Origin of the sequence: Roseibium polysiphoniae (assembly GCF_014842925.1) — a bacterium.
GTDB lineage: Bacteria > Pseudomonadota > Alphaproteobacteria > Rhizobiales > Stappiaceae > Roseibium > Roseibium polysiphoniae.
The window spans coordinates 247540-264607 of the sequence record NZ_JACYXJ010000001.1 but is presented as its reverse complement, the minus strand read 5'-3'; the positions used below and the strand labels follow the sequence as shown (position 1 = coordinate 264607).

The window sequence follows — 17068 nt, the reverse complement described above, 5'->3', positions numbered from 1 at the left end:
GTCTTTCATAAAATTCGGCCTTCCCACTCCCGAACCGGGACCGGGAAGGCGCGTTGTTTCCAGCCTTATCGGGCCTTGTCGGAGAGGTAGAACTCGTCCATCCGGTGAAGACCGAAATGTGCGCCCGGATCCCAACCGTAAATCGCCGTCAGCGGCACATTCTCCACGCCGTTGATGACAACCGGTTGGGGAACTTCGGACACAAGACCGATACGGATCGTTTCTTCCGCATGGATGTCCAGGATTTCGGTCCAGATCTTCTCGCGTTCCTCCTTGGAGGTGGACACGAGCCACTCGTCATAGAGAGCCATCAGACGCTCGGCAGGTGCCCAGTCAGGCTTCTCGCCGCCCTCGCCTGCTGTTTCATGATAGTCACCCCAGGCATGCCAGGCGAGAACGTCGCCGTGGACGGGAACAAAGTCCGATGGCGGCATTTCGGAGGTCGGGATGCCGTTTTCAACGCCCCACCAGACCGACATGACAAGGTCACCCGTGATGGCCCGCTCGCGCAGGATGTCACGCTGGCTCGGCTTGACGAAGAGCTTGACCCCGATTTCCTTCCAGGTCTCGGCGACAAGCTCCAGTGCATCGTCCTGAACTTGTGCTTCGCCGGATGTCTCGACAATGATCTCAAGCGGCCGGCCGTCCGGCATCATGCGCGTGCCTTCACCGTTGCGCTCGGTCAGGCCGATCTCGTCCAGAAGAGCATTGGCTTTTTCAGCGTCATAGCTCGCCCATTTTGTCAGGTACTCCGACTGGTACAAGGGACTTGCACTGAGCACCGTGTCGTTGCCGGACTTTCCAAGGCCGAAAAAGAGCGTCCGGTTGATCATGTCCCTGTCGATCCCAAGGGACAGGGCATGGCGGAAGCGCGTGTCGCGCAACAGCGCGCGCCAGACAGGGTCCTTGACGGTCAGGTTCGGCAGAATCGAGATTTCCGAGCCTTTGGCGTTCGCCCACAGAGCCGTCGTGTAGCCCTGGTTGGCTTCTCCCTGCTTCAAGACGGTGATGTCGGAGAAGGACAGGTTTCGTGCCTGCAGGTCGCTTTCGCCCGCCTGGGTCTTGGCAGCGATCAGCTTCTTGTCGGCAACGGTCATGATGACGTTGTCGATGTAGGGAAGCTGCTGGCCGGAGCTGTCGACGCGGTGATAGAAAGGATTGCGCTCGAGCACGAACCTGCGATCGCTTTCGCCATCCCGGCGCTTCCAGGGCTGAAGCGTCGGAATTTCCGGATTGCGGGCGTTGTACATATCGTCTTTTTTGTTGTGAAGCGGTGCCCAGCTCCGTGCTTTCACTTCCGCGGCCGCCTTTTCGATAAAGGCCGGGTCGCCGTATTTTTCATGGAACTGCTTCAGATAATGGGCCGGACGATAGATGAACGGCGGTCGTGCCTTGGCCAGCTCCGGCAGGAACAGCGGGTTCGGATTATCCCAGGAAAAACGAACGGTTGTCTCGTCCAGGACCTCGAACTTCGGCCCCTTGCCATTGACCGTCAGGAACGGCGGCAGGCCTGACGGGTTCAGGCTCTCATTCAGCGCGACATCCTCGAAATAATAGCGGATATCTTCTGCGCCAAATGGTGCACCGTCGGACCACTTGTGGCCTTCACGCGTGTTCAGCGTGAAGACCCGTCCGTCCTCGACTTCAACGCTTTCCAGAAGGTCCGGAAGGAGCTCCAGCGCTTCGTTATAGCCAACCAGGCGCGCATAGCCCCAGACGTTGATCAAGCGAACGTCTTTCGAGCGGCCGATCAAGGTGTCCAGGGTTCCGCCATGCGTTCCGACAGAGCGGCCTGTGGCCGCCAGATCGACAACCAGGGGCTCGGTTGGAACGCGCTCGGCGACCGGCGGCAGGTCAGCGTCGAGGCCAGGTGTTTCCTTCAGTTCCAGAGCAGCCGCCGAATTGGCGGCAAGTGAAGTGGCGATGAGCGCTGATGCACAGAGCCCCGTCCAGAAATTCATGCTGCAGTCCCCCTGAGAGCGCTCTGGGCCTCCACGCCCGGTGCGCATACAAAATGATCTTTTTCAAATTCAACAAGTGTCGGCTCAACGCCGTCGACCACACGGAAAGGCTCGGGCCATTCCGAGGGATCGGACGCCCGGCTTTCGCCAAGGGCGGCAAAATCGAGCGGTGTCTCGAGATCCGGCTCGGGAACGGCCGACAGAAGCGCCTTGGTGTAAGGATGGAGCGGATTGGAGACGATCTCCCGGGTTTCCCCGATCTCGACCACACGTCCACGGCACATGACCGCAATGCGATCGGCGATATAGTCGACCACCGCGAGATTGTGACTGACGAACAGATAGGTCAGGTTCAGGTCCCGCTTCAGGTCCTGAAGCAGGTTGAGGATCTGGGCCTGCACCGACACATCAAGCGCTGACGTCGGTTCATCGCAAAGCAGGAACTCCGGGTTGAGCGCGAGCGCCCTGGCAATGCCGATGCGCTGGCGCTGACCGCCGGAGAAGGAATGCGGATAACGACGCAGGAAGCGGGCATCGAGGCCAACCAGATTCATCAGGGCGCGTGCCCGCTCGGCCTGGTCTTCAGGTGTGCCGATGCCATGGATCTGCAGTGGTTCGGTCAGGATGTCGTTGACTGTCATGCGCGGGTTCAGTGACGAGAACGGATCCTGGAAAATCAGCTGCACGCGGCGCCGATAATCCATCAGATCGCCACCGGACAGCTCCGCGATGTCCGTCAGGCCCTCGCCCCGGTCGTAAAAAACCTGACCTTCGTTGAGATTGATCGCCCTCAAAATCGCCTTGGCGGCCGTGGTTTTGCCCGAGCCGGATTCGCCCACCAGTCCCAGGCATTCGCCGCGCCGGATGGTGAGGTTGATGGTATCCAGTGCTGTCAGCGTTTTCGGCGCTGTGCCGAACAGGCCGGCCTTGCGAAGATTGAATCTCTTGGTGGCGTTCTTCACCTCCACCAAGGGCTTGCCGGGTTCCACAGTGCACTCGATCCGGCTCTTCTTCAGATCTTCGGCGTGAACCTCAATCGGACGAATTGGTGCCAACCGCTCACTCTTGTCCATGTGAAAGCTTGGAACGGCCTTCAGGAGCGCTTTCAGATAGGCATGTTGCGGATCGTTGAAGAGCTGCTGCGCCGTGCCCTTTTCCATGATGCGGCCATGATAGATCACCACCACCTCGTCGGCCATGTTGGCAACGACGCCGAAGTCATGGGTGATCATCAGAACGGACATTTCCAGCTCTGACTGGACGTCCTTGATCAGCTTGAGGATTTCAGCCTGGATTGTCACGTCGAGAGCGGTTGTGGGTTCATCGGCAATCAGGAGCGCCGGACGGCAGATCATCGCCATTGCGATCATCGCCCGCTGGCGCAACCCGCCGGACAGCTCGAAGGGATAGGCATCAAGAGACTGCGCAGGGTCGGGGAACTGCACCAGGCGAAGCATTTCGCGCGTCAATTCACGCGCTTCAGCGGTGCCAACATTGCGATGGAGAAGCGCGGCTTCGCCAATCTGGTCACCAATCGTGTGGAGCGGCGACAGCGATGTCATCGGCTCCTGAAAGATGATTGCGATCTGATTGCCGCGCAGATGGCGCATCTGCGGGCCCTTGCGCTCGAGCTTGGTGATATCGACCGGCGGCTCGCTGCCGCGCGGATCGTCCAGAACGACGCTACCTGATGTCACATGGGCCGACTCGGGCAAAAGGCCCATAATCGTCTGAGAAATAACGGTCTTGCCGGACCCGGACTCTCCCACCAGCGCCACGGTCTTGTTCTGTGGAACGGTGAAAGAGACATCGTCCACCGCACGGACTTGCCCTTCCGCAGTTTTAAAATCGACGGTCAGGCCGTCGATCGACAGAACATTCACAGCCAATCCCCTCTGCTGCGATTAATCGCTTTATCCAGAAGCAGTAAGCCTCCGTCATTGGGGAAAAGACAACCACAAATCCCAGTCACTTAGCAACGGAAAAGGCTGAAATAGGCGAAGTGTGACGCAGATCACATTCCGGCGGCCAAACGTGAGGCCTGGAGCTTATTCAGCGGCGGTGGGGGATAACACATCCGAGGTGTCCGGCGCGGCGCAGAACGGATCAAGTTTCCAGACCTCAAGAGACGTCGAACGCCCCCTGAGAGAGAACTCGCCGGCGTGATCCTTTCCAGGCTCGGCAGGCAGACGCGCGACGGTTTCGGCACTCGCCAGAATGACGACCTCGTCACCATCGCCGACTTCCCTGCCGAGCGTCTGAAGCCTCTCGGTCACATTGACCGTGTCACCGACGACCGTATAGTTCCACCGGTCGAGAGCGCCGACATTGCCAACCACGGCAGTACCCGTGTGAATGCCGATCCGCATGCACAGACGGTTCTCGCCGCGTTCTTCCGCCTGATCATTCACCTTCTGCAAGGCAGCTGCGATGTTTCTGGCCGTGCGCACGGCGGCAGCGGCATGATCGGCTCGTGCATCGGGAGCGCCCCAGAAGGCCAACATGCCATCGCCGATAAACTTGTCGACGGTTCCGCCCTCGCTCTCGACCGCCTCCACGAGAATCGCGAAGTGATCGTTGAGATAGCTCGCCGTCTCGCTGGCGCTCATATGTTCGGACAGGGCGGTAAAACCAACGATATCGGTGAAGAGAATGGTCAGCTCCGCCTCGCGCGCACCGGCTGCGTCCTTGCCGCCAAGCCGCATCAGTTTGGCGAAGAGCGACCTGGGAACATAGGTGTTCATCGCCCTCAAGCCATCCACCATGGAGTTGAAGGCGACCGCCACCTGATCAAGCTCCTGGACACGGCTGCGCGGCAATGGCTCGACTTCGTCAAGCGCCAGACTTCCCACGCGCTCGGATTGTTTGGCCAAAGCCTTCAGCGGCCTTGCAACGCGCCGGCCCATCCAGATCGCCACCAGAACCGCGATGATCAACGCGCCGATGCCCACGGCAGCGGATCCCGTCAGCCGCCTCACCTCGCGCGAAATGGTCACGCCCCGGAAGTACTGACCAATGATCCAGGGTTCGTCGGAATATCCGGGGATCACAACCCGCATCATGATGAACTCGTCATCAGCCGTCTCGATCCGCGACACTTCGATGCCAAGTTCTGCAGCCTTCTGGAAGCTCTCCAGCCGATCGGCGGCGTTCATCGCCGCGAGGACAGGATCTCCCAGATCTTCGCGCGCAACGGGCAAGGTCTTGTCGGTCACCTCCCCGGTCTGGAAGACCTTCATGTCGGAGTGAACGACGACGTCATCGCCGTTGGCAATGATAAAGGTCGTCGAATCCTCCCCTTCGTCCAGGGAGTGGATTGCCCGGCCCAGCGCCTTGAGCGAGCTGGCGGCCGTCAACGTGCCGATCATTTTTCCATCGACCACAAGCGGCACGGAAACATTGGCGAACTGTCCGACGTCATTGTGCAAGAGCGCGCCCCAGGTGGGCCCACTATCGACGGTCAGCCGCGGCAGCATATAAGTGCGTTCACCGCCAGGTGGGATCTGGCGCTTGAAAGGCCAGAGCTTGCCGTTGGGCCCCTTGAACACACCAAAATTGTCGTCGTTCAGATCCGTCGCGACCAAAACATTGATGCGCGAATTGGATGCCACTGCCAACGACATCTTCTCGAGTGCCTCGTCAACATTGTCGAAGCTGATGGTGCCGTTATCGAAGAAGGGCTTGACGTCAACGACGGCTTGCTCGACGGAGGCAAAGTGATCTCGCAGCTGCCGGTCGATGGCCTGCGTGATCAGGATCGCCTTGTCATTGAGCAGCGAGAAGGTGTTCTTGAAGTTGGCCAGGACCGAAAGATACAACACCAGTGCAAGAGCGACGGCAACGAAGCCGCCGAAGCTGAACGATATGATCCGGGTCAGCGGCACCTTCAAGCGGCGCTTCTGTCCTTTTTCATCAATCTTGCGAATATCGCTCATACGCTTTAGCGCCTTCTTGTCCAGCCGGACATTTTCATCCCATTCCGCCGCGCCGGTGCGAATCCGGTCGAGCAAATCAAGCAAGGCGCTTAGCGGCAATTGTGATGCAAATTGTGGCGAACAGCTGATTGGTTTTCAACCAGCTGCCGTGTCACAGTTTATGTCGGCTGTTACAATCGGACGCTTTGTCAGCCGTTGTCATTGGCGCTGCGCGGCGGCAGGCCGAATTCGATGAGAATTTCATCAGTGTGTTCGCCTAGCCTTGGCGCAGCCTTGTCGAGCACCAAATCGCTGTTGGAAAAACGGATCGGCGTCCGCACAGACGATACAGAGCCGCCCTTCACGCCGGTCGCCGGCAGATCAACTTTCATGTGCCGATGGGCGATCTGGGGATCGTTGAAGACATCCTCGACCGAATTGATCGGGCCAGCAGGCACACCTTTGGCTTCCAGCGCCGAGAGAAGCTCATCGCGGCTGTGATTTTTGGTTTCCGCAACCAGAATGGGAACCAGGGCCTCACGCGCTGCCACGCGCGCCGCATTGGTCGCATAATCAGGATCTTGCGCAAGTTCGGGCCGCCCGAGCACGTCACAGAGTTTCACGAACTGGCTGTCATTGCCCACAGCGATGATCAGATGACCGTCCGAAGCAGGTACCACTTGATAAGGCACAATGTTGGGATGTGCGTTGCCAAGGCGCTTGGGCGACGTGCCCGATACAAAATAGTTGAGCGCCTGGTTGGCCAGCACGCCTGTCAACGAATCAAGCAGTGCCATGTCGACATGCTCACCAACGCCCGTCTGGTCACGCCGGCGCAAGGCAGCGAGCACGCCGATGACGCCATAAAGCCCGGTGAAGATGTCGGCAAAGGCAACGCCGATTTTCTGAGGCTCGCCGTCCGGATCGCCCGTCAGATCCATGATGCCGCCCATGCCCTGGATCATGAAGTCATAGCCGGCACGATGCGCATAGGGCCCGTCCTGACCGAAGCCCGTCACCGAGCAATAGACCAGTTTCGGATTGACCTCTTTCAAGCTCTCGTAGTCGAGCCCATATTTCTTCAGTCCGCCGACCTTGAAGTTCTCCACCAGGATATCCGCGTCAGCGACGAGGCGGCGCACGATTTCCTGCCCCTCTTCGGTGCGGAAATCGACCGTGATCGAGCGCTTGCCCCGATTGCAGGCGTGAAAATACGCGGCATCACCAGACGCACCGTCCTCGCTTTCGACAAAGGGCGGTCCCCAGCCGCGGGTATCGTCTCCAGCCGGGCTTTCCACTTTGATGACGTCGGCACCGAGATCGGCGAGGGTCTGTCCGACCCAGGGTCCCGCCAGAATGCGGGCAAGCTCAACGACTTTCACGCCCTCAAGTGGTGCGGTCATGCGTCTCTCCTGACACGGCGTGAAGGGGAAGGCTCAGCCGTGCTTTTTATAAAGATGGTACCGGCCCGGGCGAATGCCCTCCGGTTTGGGAAGTTCGTCGAAGTTGCCGAGATCCAGCGCCAGACCCGACAGGACGTAGCCACCCGGCTTTGTATGCTGGTCGACCAATGGTGACAACCATGAGGAGGTTGCCAGATCGGTGGTCGGGTCGCCAGAGCCCAAATCACAGTGAATAAAGGCCGCCGGTTCGCCGATGCGTGGTCCGCAGAAGGCCAAAGTGTCGCGGATCTCGCCAAAGATCATATGGTCGCCGTCGGGAATGCAGCTCGGATGACAGGCAAGATCCCTGTCAAAGACGAAAATCTCGCGGTCGTCGAGGATTTCGCGGATGTGATCATAGGTGCGACCATTGCCGAGGCCGAGTTCCAGAACCGGGCCTTCAACGGATTTGACGCGTTCGGCGACATCCTCAAGCAGGGTTTTCTGGGCTGTCAGGCGACGAATAAAGCTGTCGAGGCGGCTCATGGGACTTCCTGTTTCTAGCGCGTCATTCAGGTTCGGACCGGCTGTGTCTTAGCCCGCTCGAGCGTCGAGGTCAAAACACCGCTCGAGCGCCCGGACGTGTGGAGAAAAAAGGCTTCTCTTGCGCAAAGACCGGGCGCCATGCTTCAAGGGCCGCATCATTTGAGGGACAAAATCATGGCGACCGGCCAGATTGATCTGGAAGCGGAATACAACAACAGGGCACGCGTGCCGGAGCATCCGGAGATCATCTCCGGCTGGATGGCCGACGCGTCCGCCTATCGCGCGGCGCGCAGCGATGCAGCTCTGGACCAGCCCTATGGCGAAAAACCGCGACAGGTCTTCGATGTGTTCTCCGCCCAACCCGGTACGCCGGAGCAGCCGCGCACCGCGCTCTTCATTCATGGTGGTTACTGGCAGGCCTTGGACAAGACTGCCTTTTCCCATATGGCACGAGGTCTCAATGCCCACGGCTTTGACGTTGCCGTGGCCAACTACAGCCTCTGCCCCGACGTCGAGATCGGTGACATCATCAGCGAGATGGATGCGCTGGCTGCCCATCTCTGGCGCACCTACGGCAAACCCTTGCTTGTCTATGGCCACTCCGCCGGCGGGCATCTGGCGGCAGCGCTCATGGCAACGGACTGGGCGGCCCGCGACCTGCCTGAAGCTCTTGTTGATCGCGTCATGCCGATCTCGGGGCTTTTCGACCTCGCGCCCCTGATCCCAACAAGCATCAACACGGCCTTGAAGCTCACGGACAAAAGCGCTCTCGCAGCATCACCGCTAACTTGGCCTGTTCCCGCCGCGGGTCGCTTTTCGGCCGTCGTCGGCGGTGACGAATCTTCGGAATACCGGCGCCAAAGTCGTGACCTTGCACGTCGCTGGAATGGCCCCGGCCTGGAGGGCGAACTGGACATTCAGGCAGGCGCGAACCACTTTACGGTCATCAATCCCCTGGCCGACCCTGGCAGCGCTCTTACGCGCAGCCTTGCTCGGCTGGGCGGCTGAGACAGCCAGACCAACGCTAACAAGAAGACACAAAACAAGGATTTCCAATGCGCCCTGAAACGGCTGTCGCCATCCATCTGGAGGATTATGCTCCCGCGGCCTATCAGATCGACACGGTCGATCTCGACATACAGTTGAGCCCGCGCTCAACCGACGTCTTTGCGCGTCTTGCCGTTCGCCGGCACGAAGACACCGACCCGGGCGCTCCGCTGGAACTGGATGGGGACGAGCTGGAGCTCGTTGGTCTGACGCTTGACGGAATGCCGTTGCTTGAGGACGCCTACAGCGCGACGCCTTCCAAGCTGGTTCTCAATGCACCGCCGGCAGAGCCGTTTACCCTGGAGATCCGGACCCGGATCGACCCGGACAGCAACACCGAACTCATGGGCCTCTATCGGTCCTCGGGCACTTACTGCACCCAGTGCGAAGCTGAAGGCTTCCGCCGCATCACCTATTTCCTCGACCGTCCGGACATTCTTTCGGTCTACACAACGCGGATCGAGGCGCGTAAAGGCGATGCGCCGATCCTTTTGGGAAATGGCAATCCGGTGAGCGCCGGCGATGTTCCAGGCACAGACAGGCATTTTGCCGTCTGGCATGACCCGCACCCAAAGCCCTCTTATCTCTTCGCCATGGTCGCAGGCGACCTTGCCCATGTGGCAGACACATTCGTCACGACGTCAGGGCGAAAGGTCGATCTGAAGATCTACGTCGAACATGGCCGCGAGGACCGTTGCGCCTGGGCCATGGACAGCCTGAAGCGCTCGATGAAGTGGGACGAGGATGTTTTCGGCTGCGAATATGACCTCGATGTCTTTAACATCGTGGCGGTCTCCGATTTCAACATGGGCGCCATGGAGAACAAGGGCCTCAACATCTTCAATGACAAATACGTTCTGGCTGACCCGGAAACGGCGACTGATCAGGACTATGCCAACATTGAAGCGGTCATTGCCCATGAGTACTTCCACAACTGGACCGGCAACAGAATCACTTGCCGCGACTGGTTCCAGCTCTGCCTGAAGGAAGGGCTGACCGTTTTCCGCGACCAGGAGTTTTCCTCCGACATGCGCTCACGGGCCGTGAAGCGCATTGCCGATGTCCGGTTGCTGAAGTCACATCAGTTCCCCGAGGACGCAGGTCCCCTTGCCCATCCGGTGCGTCCGCGCAAATACACCGAGATCAACAACTTCTACACGGCCACGGTCTATGAAAAGGGCGCCGAAGTGGTGCGGATGCTGAAGACCCTGCTCGGGCCTGACGGCTTCCGAAAAGGCATGGACCTCTACCTTGAACGCCATGACGGCGACGCCACGACCATCGAGGCTTTTCTCGTCTGCTTTTCAGAGGCGACGGCGACAGACCTTGGTCAGTTCGCCCGCTGGTACGATCAGGCAGGCACGCCGCAAGTCGACGTCAAGAGCCGCTACGACAAACGCGCTGGCGAGCTTACTTTGGACATATCCCAGTCGATCGCCCCGCTGCCCGGTCAGGCGTCGAGTGAGCCTGCCGTGATCCCCCTGCGCTTCGGGCTTGTCGGTCGCAATGGTGAAGACATGAGCTTCGAACGGGTCACAGGTGCAAGGCTTCAGGAAGATGTGCTCATCCTCGAAGAGCAAAGCCAAAGCGTGACCTTCACCGGCCTGAAGAGCAGACCGGTTGTTTCGCTTCTGCGCGGTTTTTCGGCGCCAGTTCGGCTTGAGGACCATCAGGATGCGGATGACCTGCTGTTTCAGGCGCGCCAGGACAGCGATGATTTCAACCGCTGGCAGGCCATTCAAACGCTGGCGACCCATGACCTGATCCGTCTTGCCGGCGAAGCGCGCACCGGCAAGGAGTTGAAGGCGGACGCCCGGCTGGTTGAAGCCTTCGGCGAGACCCTTCTGAATGAGGAGCTGGATCCGGCATTCCGGGCGCTCGCGCTGCAATTGCCGAGTGAAGCGGATCTGGCACGCGACATCGGATCCAATGTGGACCCCGACGCTATTCATCAGGCACGGGCGGTGCTGCGCGCGGCCATTGGCTCAGAAAACGCCGGTGCATTCCGCGCTGCCCTCGGAGCAAAACCACAGGGCAGTTTCAGTCCCGACGCAGATGCTGCAGGCAAACGTGCCCTGGCCAACCAGGCGCTTGCCTATTACGCTGCGTCTGGAGCGTCTGATGTTGATGACCTTGTAATGGCAGCCTTTGTCGACGCGGACAACATGACCGATCGCATCGCGGCGCTTACCCTTCTGGTTCACGACAATCTAAAGGACGCCGAGCAGGCTCTGGAGATCTTCCGCAAGCGCCACGAAGCGACATCGCTGGCCATGGACAAATGGTTTATGGTGCAGGCGACCGCGCCTCTCGCCGACGGCCTTGAAAAGGTGAAGGCCCTGACAGCCCATCCCCTGTTCGACTTTGCCAATCCAAATCGTGTCCGCTCGCTGGTTCATGCCTTTGCGACAGGAAATGCCACGCAATTTGCGAGACAGGATGGATTGGGCTTCGAGTTTGTGGCCGGCAATGTACTCGTGATCGACCAGCGCAACGCTCAGGTGGCCTCACGCCTCCTGACCTGCTTCCGTTCCTGGCGGGCCTATGAAGAGGGCCGCTCCAAGCTCGCAGAAACAGCGCTCTTGAAGATCTCGTCGGCTGAAGGACTTTCCCGCGACACGCGCGACATTGTCGACCGCTGTCTGCAGTGAGCCCTTGGGACCAGGGCTGAGTGTCCGCTCAGCCCTGCACTTCCATCACGATCACGAGAACCGCGTTGTCCGACAGGCTTTCATAGCTATGCGGAACATCTGCCGGGTAACGATAGTAATCTCCGGGTTCGAGATCTTCGGCCATACCTGCCGGACCGGTTCTCACCCGGCCTGACACCACCAAAACATGCTCCACCGTGCCCGCCGGATGGGCCTTTGCGGAGCGGATTTCGCCCTTTTTCACTTCGGCCCGATAGAGGTCCCGCCGCACGCCTGGGGGGCAATTGGCCAGAAGCGTGGTGCGGAAGTCCGCATGATCGGCCGAGACCGGTGTCCCCTCGCCCGCGCGGATCAGTTTTGTCTCGGACGCTTTCGTTTCGAACAGGAAGCTGAACGGCACATTGAGCGCGTTGGCGATTGCCCAGAGCGTTTCCACGCTTGGATTGCCCTGCCCGGCTTCCAATTGCGACAAGGTAGACTTTGCAAGCCCCGCCTCTTTCGCCAGAGACGAGAGGCTCATGCCGGCCCGTGTCCTTTCCCTTTGCAGGGCGCGGGCAATGAGGGCAATCGGCGTCAGGGTCGGCGACATGGGCATAGGGACAGCAGAGCTCCGACGGATCGTTCGATAAGTCAAACGTAGTTCGATTTGACAAACAAATCCACTTCGTTCATTTTTACGAACAACGTTCGATATAGCGCTCGAACGCGAAATTCTTCCGCGCAGCTCTGACAGGTGCCCGCATGTGTATTCACGATGAAGCTCCCTCCACTTCCCAGGAGCCCACCACCACCTCCACATTCTTGGTGGATGTGAAGGATGGCGCTCGCGACGCCCTGCCGATCCTCTTTGCTCTTGTGCCTTTTTCAGCCGTTTTCGGCGCGGTCGCCATGGAGCGTGGTCTGTCGCTCGGAGAGCTTCTCTTCGCTTCCATGTCGATTTTCGCGGTCGCAAGCCAATATGTAATGCTGGATCTCTTTGGTCAGAAGGTGCCGGTCTGGTCGATCGTTCTGGCAGTTCTTGCTGTCAACTTTCGGCACGTGCTCTATTCGGCAGCTATTGGCCGGCACATGCGAGGGTTTTCCGGCCCACAGAAAGTGCTCGCCTTCTTTTTCTTGTCGGACCCGCAATATGCAGCATCTGAAAACCGGGCAGCCGGGCCAGGGCTTCGTCCAGCCTATTATTTCGCCTATGCCGCGACCGTCTATCTGACCTGGATCAGCGCCAACGTGATCGGCGCGCTGTTTGGCTCGCTGATTGAAAACCCGGCGGCTTTCGGTTTCGACTTTATCCTGCCGCTTTATTTTATGGGGCTCGTGGTCGGGTTTCACACACGCCCCGGCTTTCTGCCAGTCCTTGTTACCAGCGCCTCGTTGTCGCTTGCGGTCTATTTCACCCTGGGAAGCCCCTGGCACATCACTCTGGGCGGTCTTGGCGGGCTCGCTATCGCCGCAGCCCTCAGCACACCCAGAAAGGCCACGATCGATGTCTGATATCGTCTTCCTCATCGCCCTTTGCGCGCTGGTCACCTATCTGACGCGTATCGGCGGACATTTGGTTCTCTCTCGCTTCGGCGCCATAAACCACCGCGTGGAGGCAGCCCTCAACGCGGTGCCGGTTGCCGTCCTGACAGCTCTGGTGGCTCCGTCTGTGGCAACACAAGGTCTCGCAGAGGCTGTCGCCATTCCTGTCACCGCGCTGATCGGCTTGCGCAAGTCGCTTGTTGTCAGTGTTTCGGGAGGGATGATCTGCCTGCTGGCTCTGAGAGCCATCGGCTCTTGAAGCGCGCGCAAGAATCAATTGCTGACAAAGACGTCTGGCCACAGCCCAAAGATCGTCCTGCCGCTACTCAAGACCTACTGCCGAGACTTTTATCCAACGCCAGTATTGCGATCGTCTATCCACTGGTCGTTCGACCGCTCTTGACTCGCCGCATGACGACGAAACTGAAAAATAATGGCAAACTGCCATTGAGGAACTCTGCAAGTCACCTTGCTGACACCTCAGATTCTGCGAAGTATGAAGCGCGAATTTCTTGCCCCTTACACGCCATTGATGCAGGTTGCCACAATAGTTAACACGCAGATCAGAAACCACTTGCAGCGTTAACCATTTTTTTCTTTGCGGACTCTAGACAAAACTGCCGCCGTCGATTCAAATGAAGTGATTCGGGGGGCAGGAAGCCAACCGTTCCAACATTCATTTAATCGGGGCAGACTTCCGATGGCGCGGGCATTTTCCGGCAGCGCGTCCATGCGACGCCTTGCTCGAATCACAGCTTCCAAGACAGGCAGGACGACCCTGACAGGCCACCTGCGCCTGCTGGCTCAGCCGACCTATCAGCGACTGCTGCGGTCCGAGCCGCTCATGCGTCGGATCATCCCTGCGCTCTGCCTCATCTTCATCGCCTGCCTTGCCATATACCGCGTTCTGGAATTGTCTTATGACTATCAGGACACCGAGCGTCAGGCTCGCGACGAAATTGCCCTGACAGCCACCGTTGTCTCATCCCATCTTGCCCACGAAGAGGGCCGCCTTCCGGAACTCGGCTACCGCTCTGCCCTGCAGCGCATCCTCGCAGACAGCCTGCCGGCCGGCGCGACGAGCCACGGACGCACATTCCTCGTCGCCGACAAGGATGGACTGATCGTTGCCAGTGCCCCGCTCCGCCCGATGCTCGAAGGCCTCCCGATCACGGACCTCTTCGGAGCCTCGCAGCCCCTGACCGTCTTTGGCGCCCGGGCCGGTGTCATGGCGATCCCGGCGACCATCGGCAACGAGACCATCGAGACATTCGCAACCGTCCACCATCTTGATGGGCGCCTCGGCATGATTGCCGTGCTGCAGCCGGACGCTGATATCTTTGCCGAGTGGCGACGAGACGTTTCTGCCAATGTGACCCTCTTCGTCGGCACGGCAGCCATCCTTCTGGTTCTGATCTACGCCTTCTTCGCCCAGTCCACCCGCGCAGAACAGGCCGACGACATGTATGCGGCCACGCGCAGCCGGATCGATGCGGCCCTGAACCATGGCCGCTGTGGCCTGTTCGACTGGGACCTCTCCCGTGGCCGGATTTTCTGGTCATCATCTCTCTATGAACTGCTGGGCCGCAAACCGAAGGATGACATCCTGTCCTTTGCCGAGGTCTCCGAAATCACCCATCCCGATGATGTTGACCTGCTGCAGCTTGCAGAAGAGCTGCTGGAAAGCGGTGATGGCACCGTCGACAAGATGTTTCGCATGCGCCATGCGGACGGACGCTGGATCTGGCTCCGGGCGCGCGGCGAAATCCAAAGCGAGGCCGGGCGCAGCGAACCGCATCTGATCGGCATCTGCATCGACGTGACGGAGCAACATGAGCTGGCCGAGCAGAGCCGCACGGCGGACCTGCGCCTGCGAGACGCGATCGAGACGATTTCCGAAGCCTTCGTCCTCTGGAACGCCAAGAACGAACTGGTCATCTGCAATTCCAACTACCAGTCCCTGCACAGTCTCCCGGCGACCGCGGTCAAACCAGGCACCCCCTATCAAAAGGTCATGGCCGCAGCAGAGAACGGCGAAGTCACGGGGCATCCGGTCAAGGTCAGTCAGCGTTCCGACGCCCCGAGCGGCAGCTACGAGGCCCAGCTTGACGACGGGCGCTGGCTCCAGATCTCCGAGCGCCGGACCAAGGATGGCGGGTTCGTCTCGGTTGGTACGGACATTACGCCGCTGAAGCTTCACGAAGAAAAGCTGATGGACAGCGAGCGCAAGCTCAAGGCGACCATCACCGACCTGCAGAAGTCACGTCAGACCCTTCAGATTCAGGCTGAGCAGCTGGTCGAACTGGCCGACAAATACGGCGAAGAGAAAACCAAGGCGGAAGACGCGAACCGCGCCAAGTCCGAGTTCCTCGCCAATATTTCCCACGAACTGCGCACGCCGCTGAACGCCATCATCGGCTTCTCCGACATCATGAACCAGGAGATGTTCGGACCGCTGGGCACCGATCGGTATTCCGAATACTGCCAGGACATTCACAACTCCGGCACCTATCTGCTCAATGTGATCAACGACATCCTGGACATGTCCAAGATCGAAGCCGGCCGCATGTCCATCGACACCGAAGCGCTCAACGCCGGCGAGGCAACCCACGACGCAGCCCGGATCATCACGGCAGCCGCTTCGGAGAAGAACATTTCGGTCACCTGCGACGTGGTGCCGGAAGATCTGCCGGTCGCAGCCGACCGCCGCGCGCTGAAACAGGTGCTTTTGAACCTGCTTGCAAACGCGGTGAAGTTCACCCCCGACGGCGGCCAGGTCCGGCTCGTTGCACGGCGCGAAGACAAGCTGGTCCGGTTCCAGATCATCGACACGGGGATCGGCATTTCCGAAGCGGACATCGAACGCCTCGCAAGACCGTTCATTCAGGTCGAAAACCAGTTCACCAAGAGCCACAAGGGTTCAGGCCTCGGTCTTGCCATCGCCCGCTCGCTGATCGAGCTGCATGGCTCCAAATTGACCATCGACTCCAAGGTCGGCGAAGGCACGACCGTCAGCTTCAGCCTGCCTCTGGGCGAGCCTGCCGACGTCGCCTGAGTGGGCTGTCCCCGTCACCTATCATTCTGCAACCAGACAAACAAAAACGGACGCCAGATGCGGCGCCCGTTCAGCCAATCAATTCTATTGGCACGTCTGGAAACCAGACGCTCCGCCTGATCAGGCGGCGCCGTCCATGGCGTCGGCCTTGCCGATGTCATCGAGGCGTTTTTGCAGCGACAGCTTGTCGATGCTTTCCAGCGGCAGACTGGAGAAAATCGAGATGCGCGCATTGAGCATGCGAAGCGTCTCGGAAAAGGCCAGGCGTCTTTCAGCTTCATTGCCTTCGACCGCCGCAGGATCGGGCACGCCCCAGTGAGCCGTCATCGGCTGGCCCGGCCAGAGAGGGCAAGCTTCGCCGGCCGCATTGTCACAGACCGTGAAGACGAAATCGAGTTCGGGTGCGTCCGGCACCGCGAATTCGTCCCAGCTCTTGGAGCGGGCGAAATCGGTCTTGAAGTTGGCGTTCTCCAGCAGCTCAAGCGTATAGGGGTGAACTGCGCCCTTGGGGTGAGAGCCGGCGGAAAAGGCCTTGAACCGGCCCTGTCCAACCCTGCTCATCACCGCTTCGGCGATGATGGAACGGGCGGAATTTCCCGTGCAGAGGAATAGCACATTATAAACTTTTTCAGTCATTTTCAGTCTCCCAACAGTCGCAAACAAGCGTGTCAAGCAGGGGTGCACAGTGTTCGGGATTTCCGCCGCAGCAGTCCTCCACAAGGAAGGACAGCAAGCCACGGATCCCATCGAAATCGGCCCTGTAGCGGATCGCCCGCCCCTCTCTCTCGTTCCGGATCAGCTTCGCCCGCAAGAGGATGTTCAAATTGGTCGACATCGTGTTTTGCCGAACGCCAAGCGCGTCGGCGATGTCACCAGCGAACATCCCCTCAGGTCCCGCTTTCACAAGAAGGCGGAAGACATCCAGGCGGGTTTTTTGACTAAGAGCCGAAAAGGCAAAGAGTGAGGTCTCGATATCCATATTTCAAGAATA

The 17068-nt window shown here is 59.5% G+C and carries 13 protein-coding genes; 5 read left to right on the top strand and 8 right to left on the bottom strand.

All coding sequences use genetic code 11. From position 1 onward, the window contains the following. Positions 1-65 precede the first annotated feature (65 nt). From IG617_RS01265 to IG617_RS01245, 5 genes are all read right to left on the bottom strand, one after another. Positions 66-1961 (bottom strand): ABC transporter substrate-binding protein, encoded by a 1896-nt coding sequence (locus IG617_RS01265; RefSeq protein ID WP_192106602.1) that lies wholly within the window; start codon positions 1959-1961, stop codon positions 66-68. After that, on the bottom strand, positions 1958-3844 hold the full coding sequence (locus IG617_RS01260) for a dipeptide ABC transporter ATP-binding protein (protein ID WP_192106600.1): 1887 nt from the start codon (positions 3842-3844) through the stop codon (positions 1958-1960). The genes IG617_RS01265 and IG617_RS01260 overlap by 4 nt, the downstream gene beginning before the upstream one ends. 165 nt (positions 3845-4009) lie before the next feature. Further along, complete coding sequence (locus IG617_RS01255; RefSeq protein WP_192106598.1) at positions 4010-5896, bottom strand: adenylate/guanylate cyclase domain-containing protein; 1887 nt, start codon at positions 5894-5896, stop codon at positions 4010-4012. Positions 5897-6084: 188 nt separating this feature from the next. Then, positions 6085-7278, bottom strand: a complete 1194-nt coding sequence (locus tag IG617_RS01250; RefSeq protein WP_192106596.1) for a CaiB/BaiF CoA transferase family protein — start codon at positions 7276-7278, stop codon at positions 6085-6087. A gap of 33 nt (positions 7279-7311) precedes the next feature. Next, positions 7312-7803 carry a class I SAM-dependent methyltransferase gene (locus tag IG617_RS01245; protein ID WP_192106594.1) on the bottom strand — a complete coding sequence of 164 codons (492 nt, stop codon included), beginning with the start codon at positions 7801-7803 and terminating at the stop codon, positions 7312-7314. Positions 7804-7977: 174 nt separating this feature from the next. On the opposite strand from IG617_RS01245, the gene IG617_RS01240 reads away from it, so the two are divergent. Further along, positions 7978-8811, top strand: coding sequence for an alpha/beta hydrolase (locus tag IG617_RS01240; RefSeq protein ID WP_192106592.1), 834 nt, complete (start codon positions 7978-7980; stop codon positions 8809-8811). Positions 8812-8858: 47 nt separating this feature from the next. Then, positions 8859-11501, top strand: coding sequence for an aminopeptidase N (gene pepN, locus IG617_RS01235; RefSeq protein ID WP_192106590.1), 2643 nt, complete (start codon positions 8859-8861; stop codon positions 11499-11501). Between the two features lie 28 nt (positions 11502-11529). Here pepN and IG617_RS01230 read toward each other — a convergent pair whose 3' ends face one another. Then, positions 11530-12096: a helix-turn-helix domain-containing protein gene (locus IG617_RS01230; protein ID WP_209008197.1), complete on the bottom strand. Its 567-nt coding sequence runs from the start codon at positions 12094-12096 to the stop codon at positions 11530-11532. A gap of 146 nt (positions 12097-12242) precedes the next feature. Here IG617_RS01230 and IG617_RS01225 point away from each other — a divergent pair, with 146 nt between their 5' ends. The 3 genes from IG617_RS01225 to IG617_RS01215 all read left to right on the top strand — a co-directional run bounded on the left by IG617_RS01225 (position 12243) and on the right by IG617_RS01215 (position 16077). After that, positions 12243-12992: an AzlC family ABC transporter permease gene (locus IG617_RS01225; RefSeq protein WP_192106588.1), complete on the top strand. Its 750-nt coding sequence runs from the start codon at positions 12243-12245 to the stop codon at positions 12990-12992. Beyond that, positions 12985-13281, top strand: coding sequence for an AzlD family protein (locus tag IG617_RS01220; RefSeq protein ID WP_192106586.1), 297 nt, complete (start codon positions 12985-12987; stop codon positions 13279-13281). Before IG617_RS01225 ends, IG617_RS01220 begins: the two co-directional genes overlap by 8 nt. Before the next feature lie 441 nt (positions 13282-13722). Then, on the top strand, positions 13723-16077 hold the full coding sequence (locus tag IG617_RS01215; RefSeq protein WP_192106584.1) for a sensor histidine kinase: 2355 nt from the start codon (positions 13723-13725) through the stop codon (positions 16075-16077). A 120-nt stretch (positions 16078-16197) separates the two neighbouring features. On the opposite strand, the gene IG617_RS01210 is transcribed toward IG617_RS01215, so the two are convergent. Beyond that, positions 16198-16713 (bottom strand): arsenate reductase ArsC, encoded by a 516-nt coding sequence (locus IG617_RS01210; RefSeq protein WP_192106583.1) that lies wholly within the window; start codon positions 16711-16713, stop codon positions 16198-16200. Further along, positions 16706-17056, bottom strand: a complete 351-nt coding sequence (locus tag IG617_RS01205; protein ID WP_153769757.1) for an ArsR/SmtB family transcription factor — start codon at positions 17054-17056, stop codon at positions 16706-16708. The genes IG617_RS01210 and IG617_RS01205 overlap by 8 nt, the downstream gene beginning before the upstream one ends. Between the last annotated feature and the right edge of the window lie 12 nt (positions 17057-17068).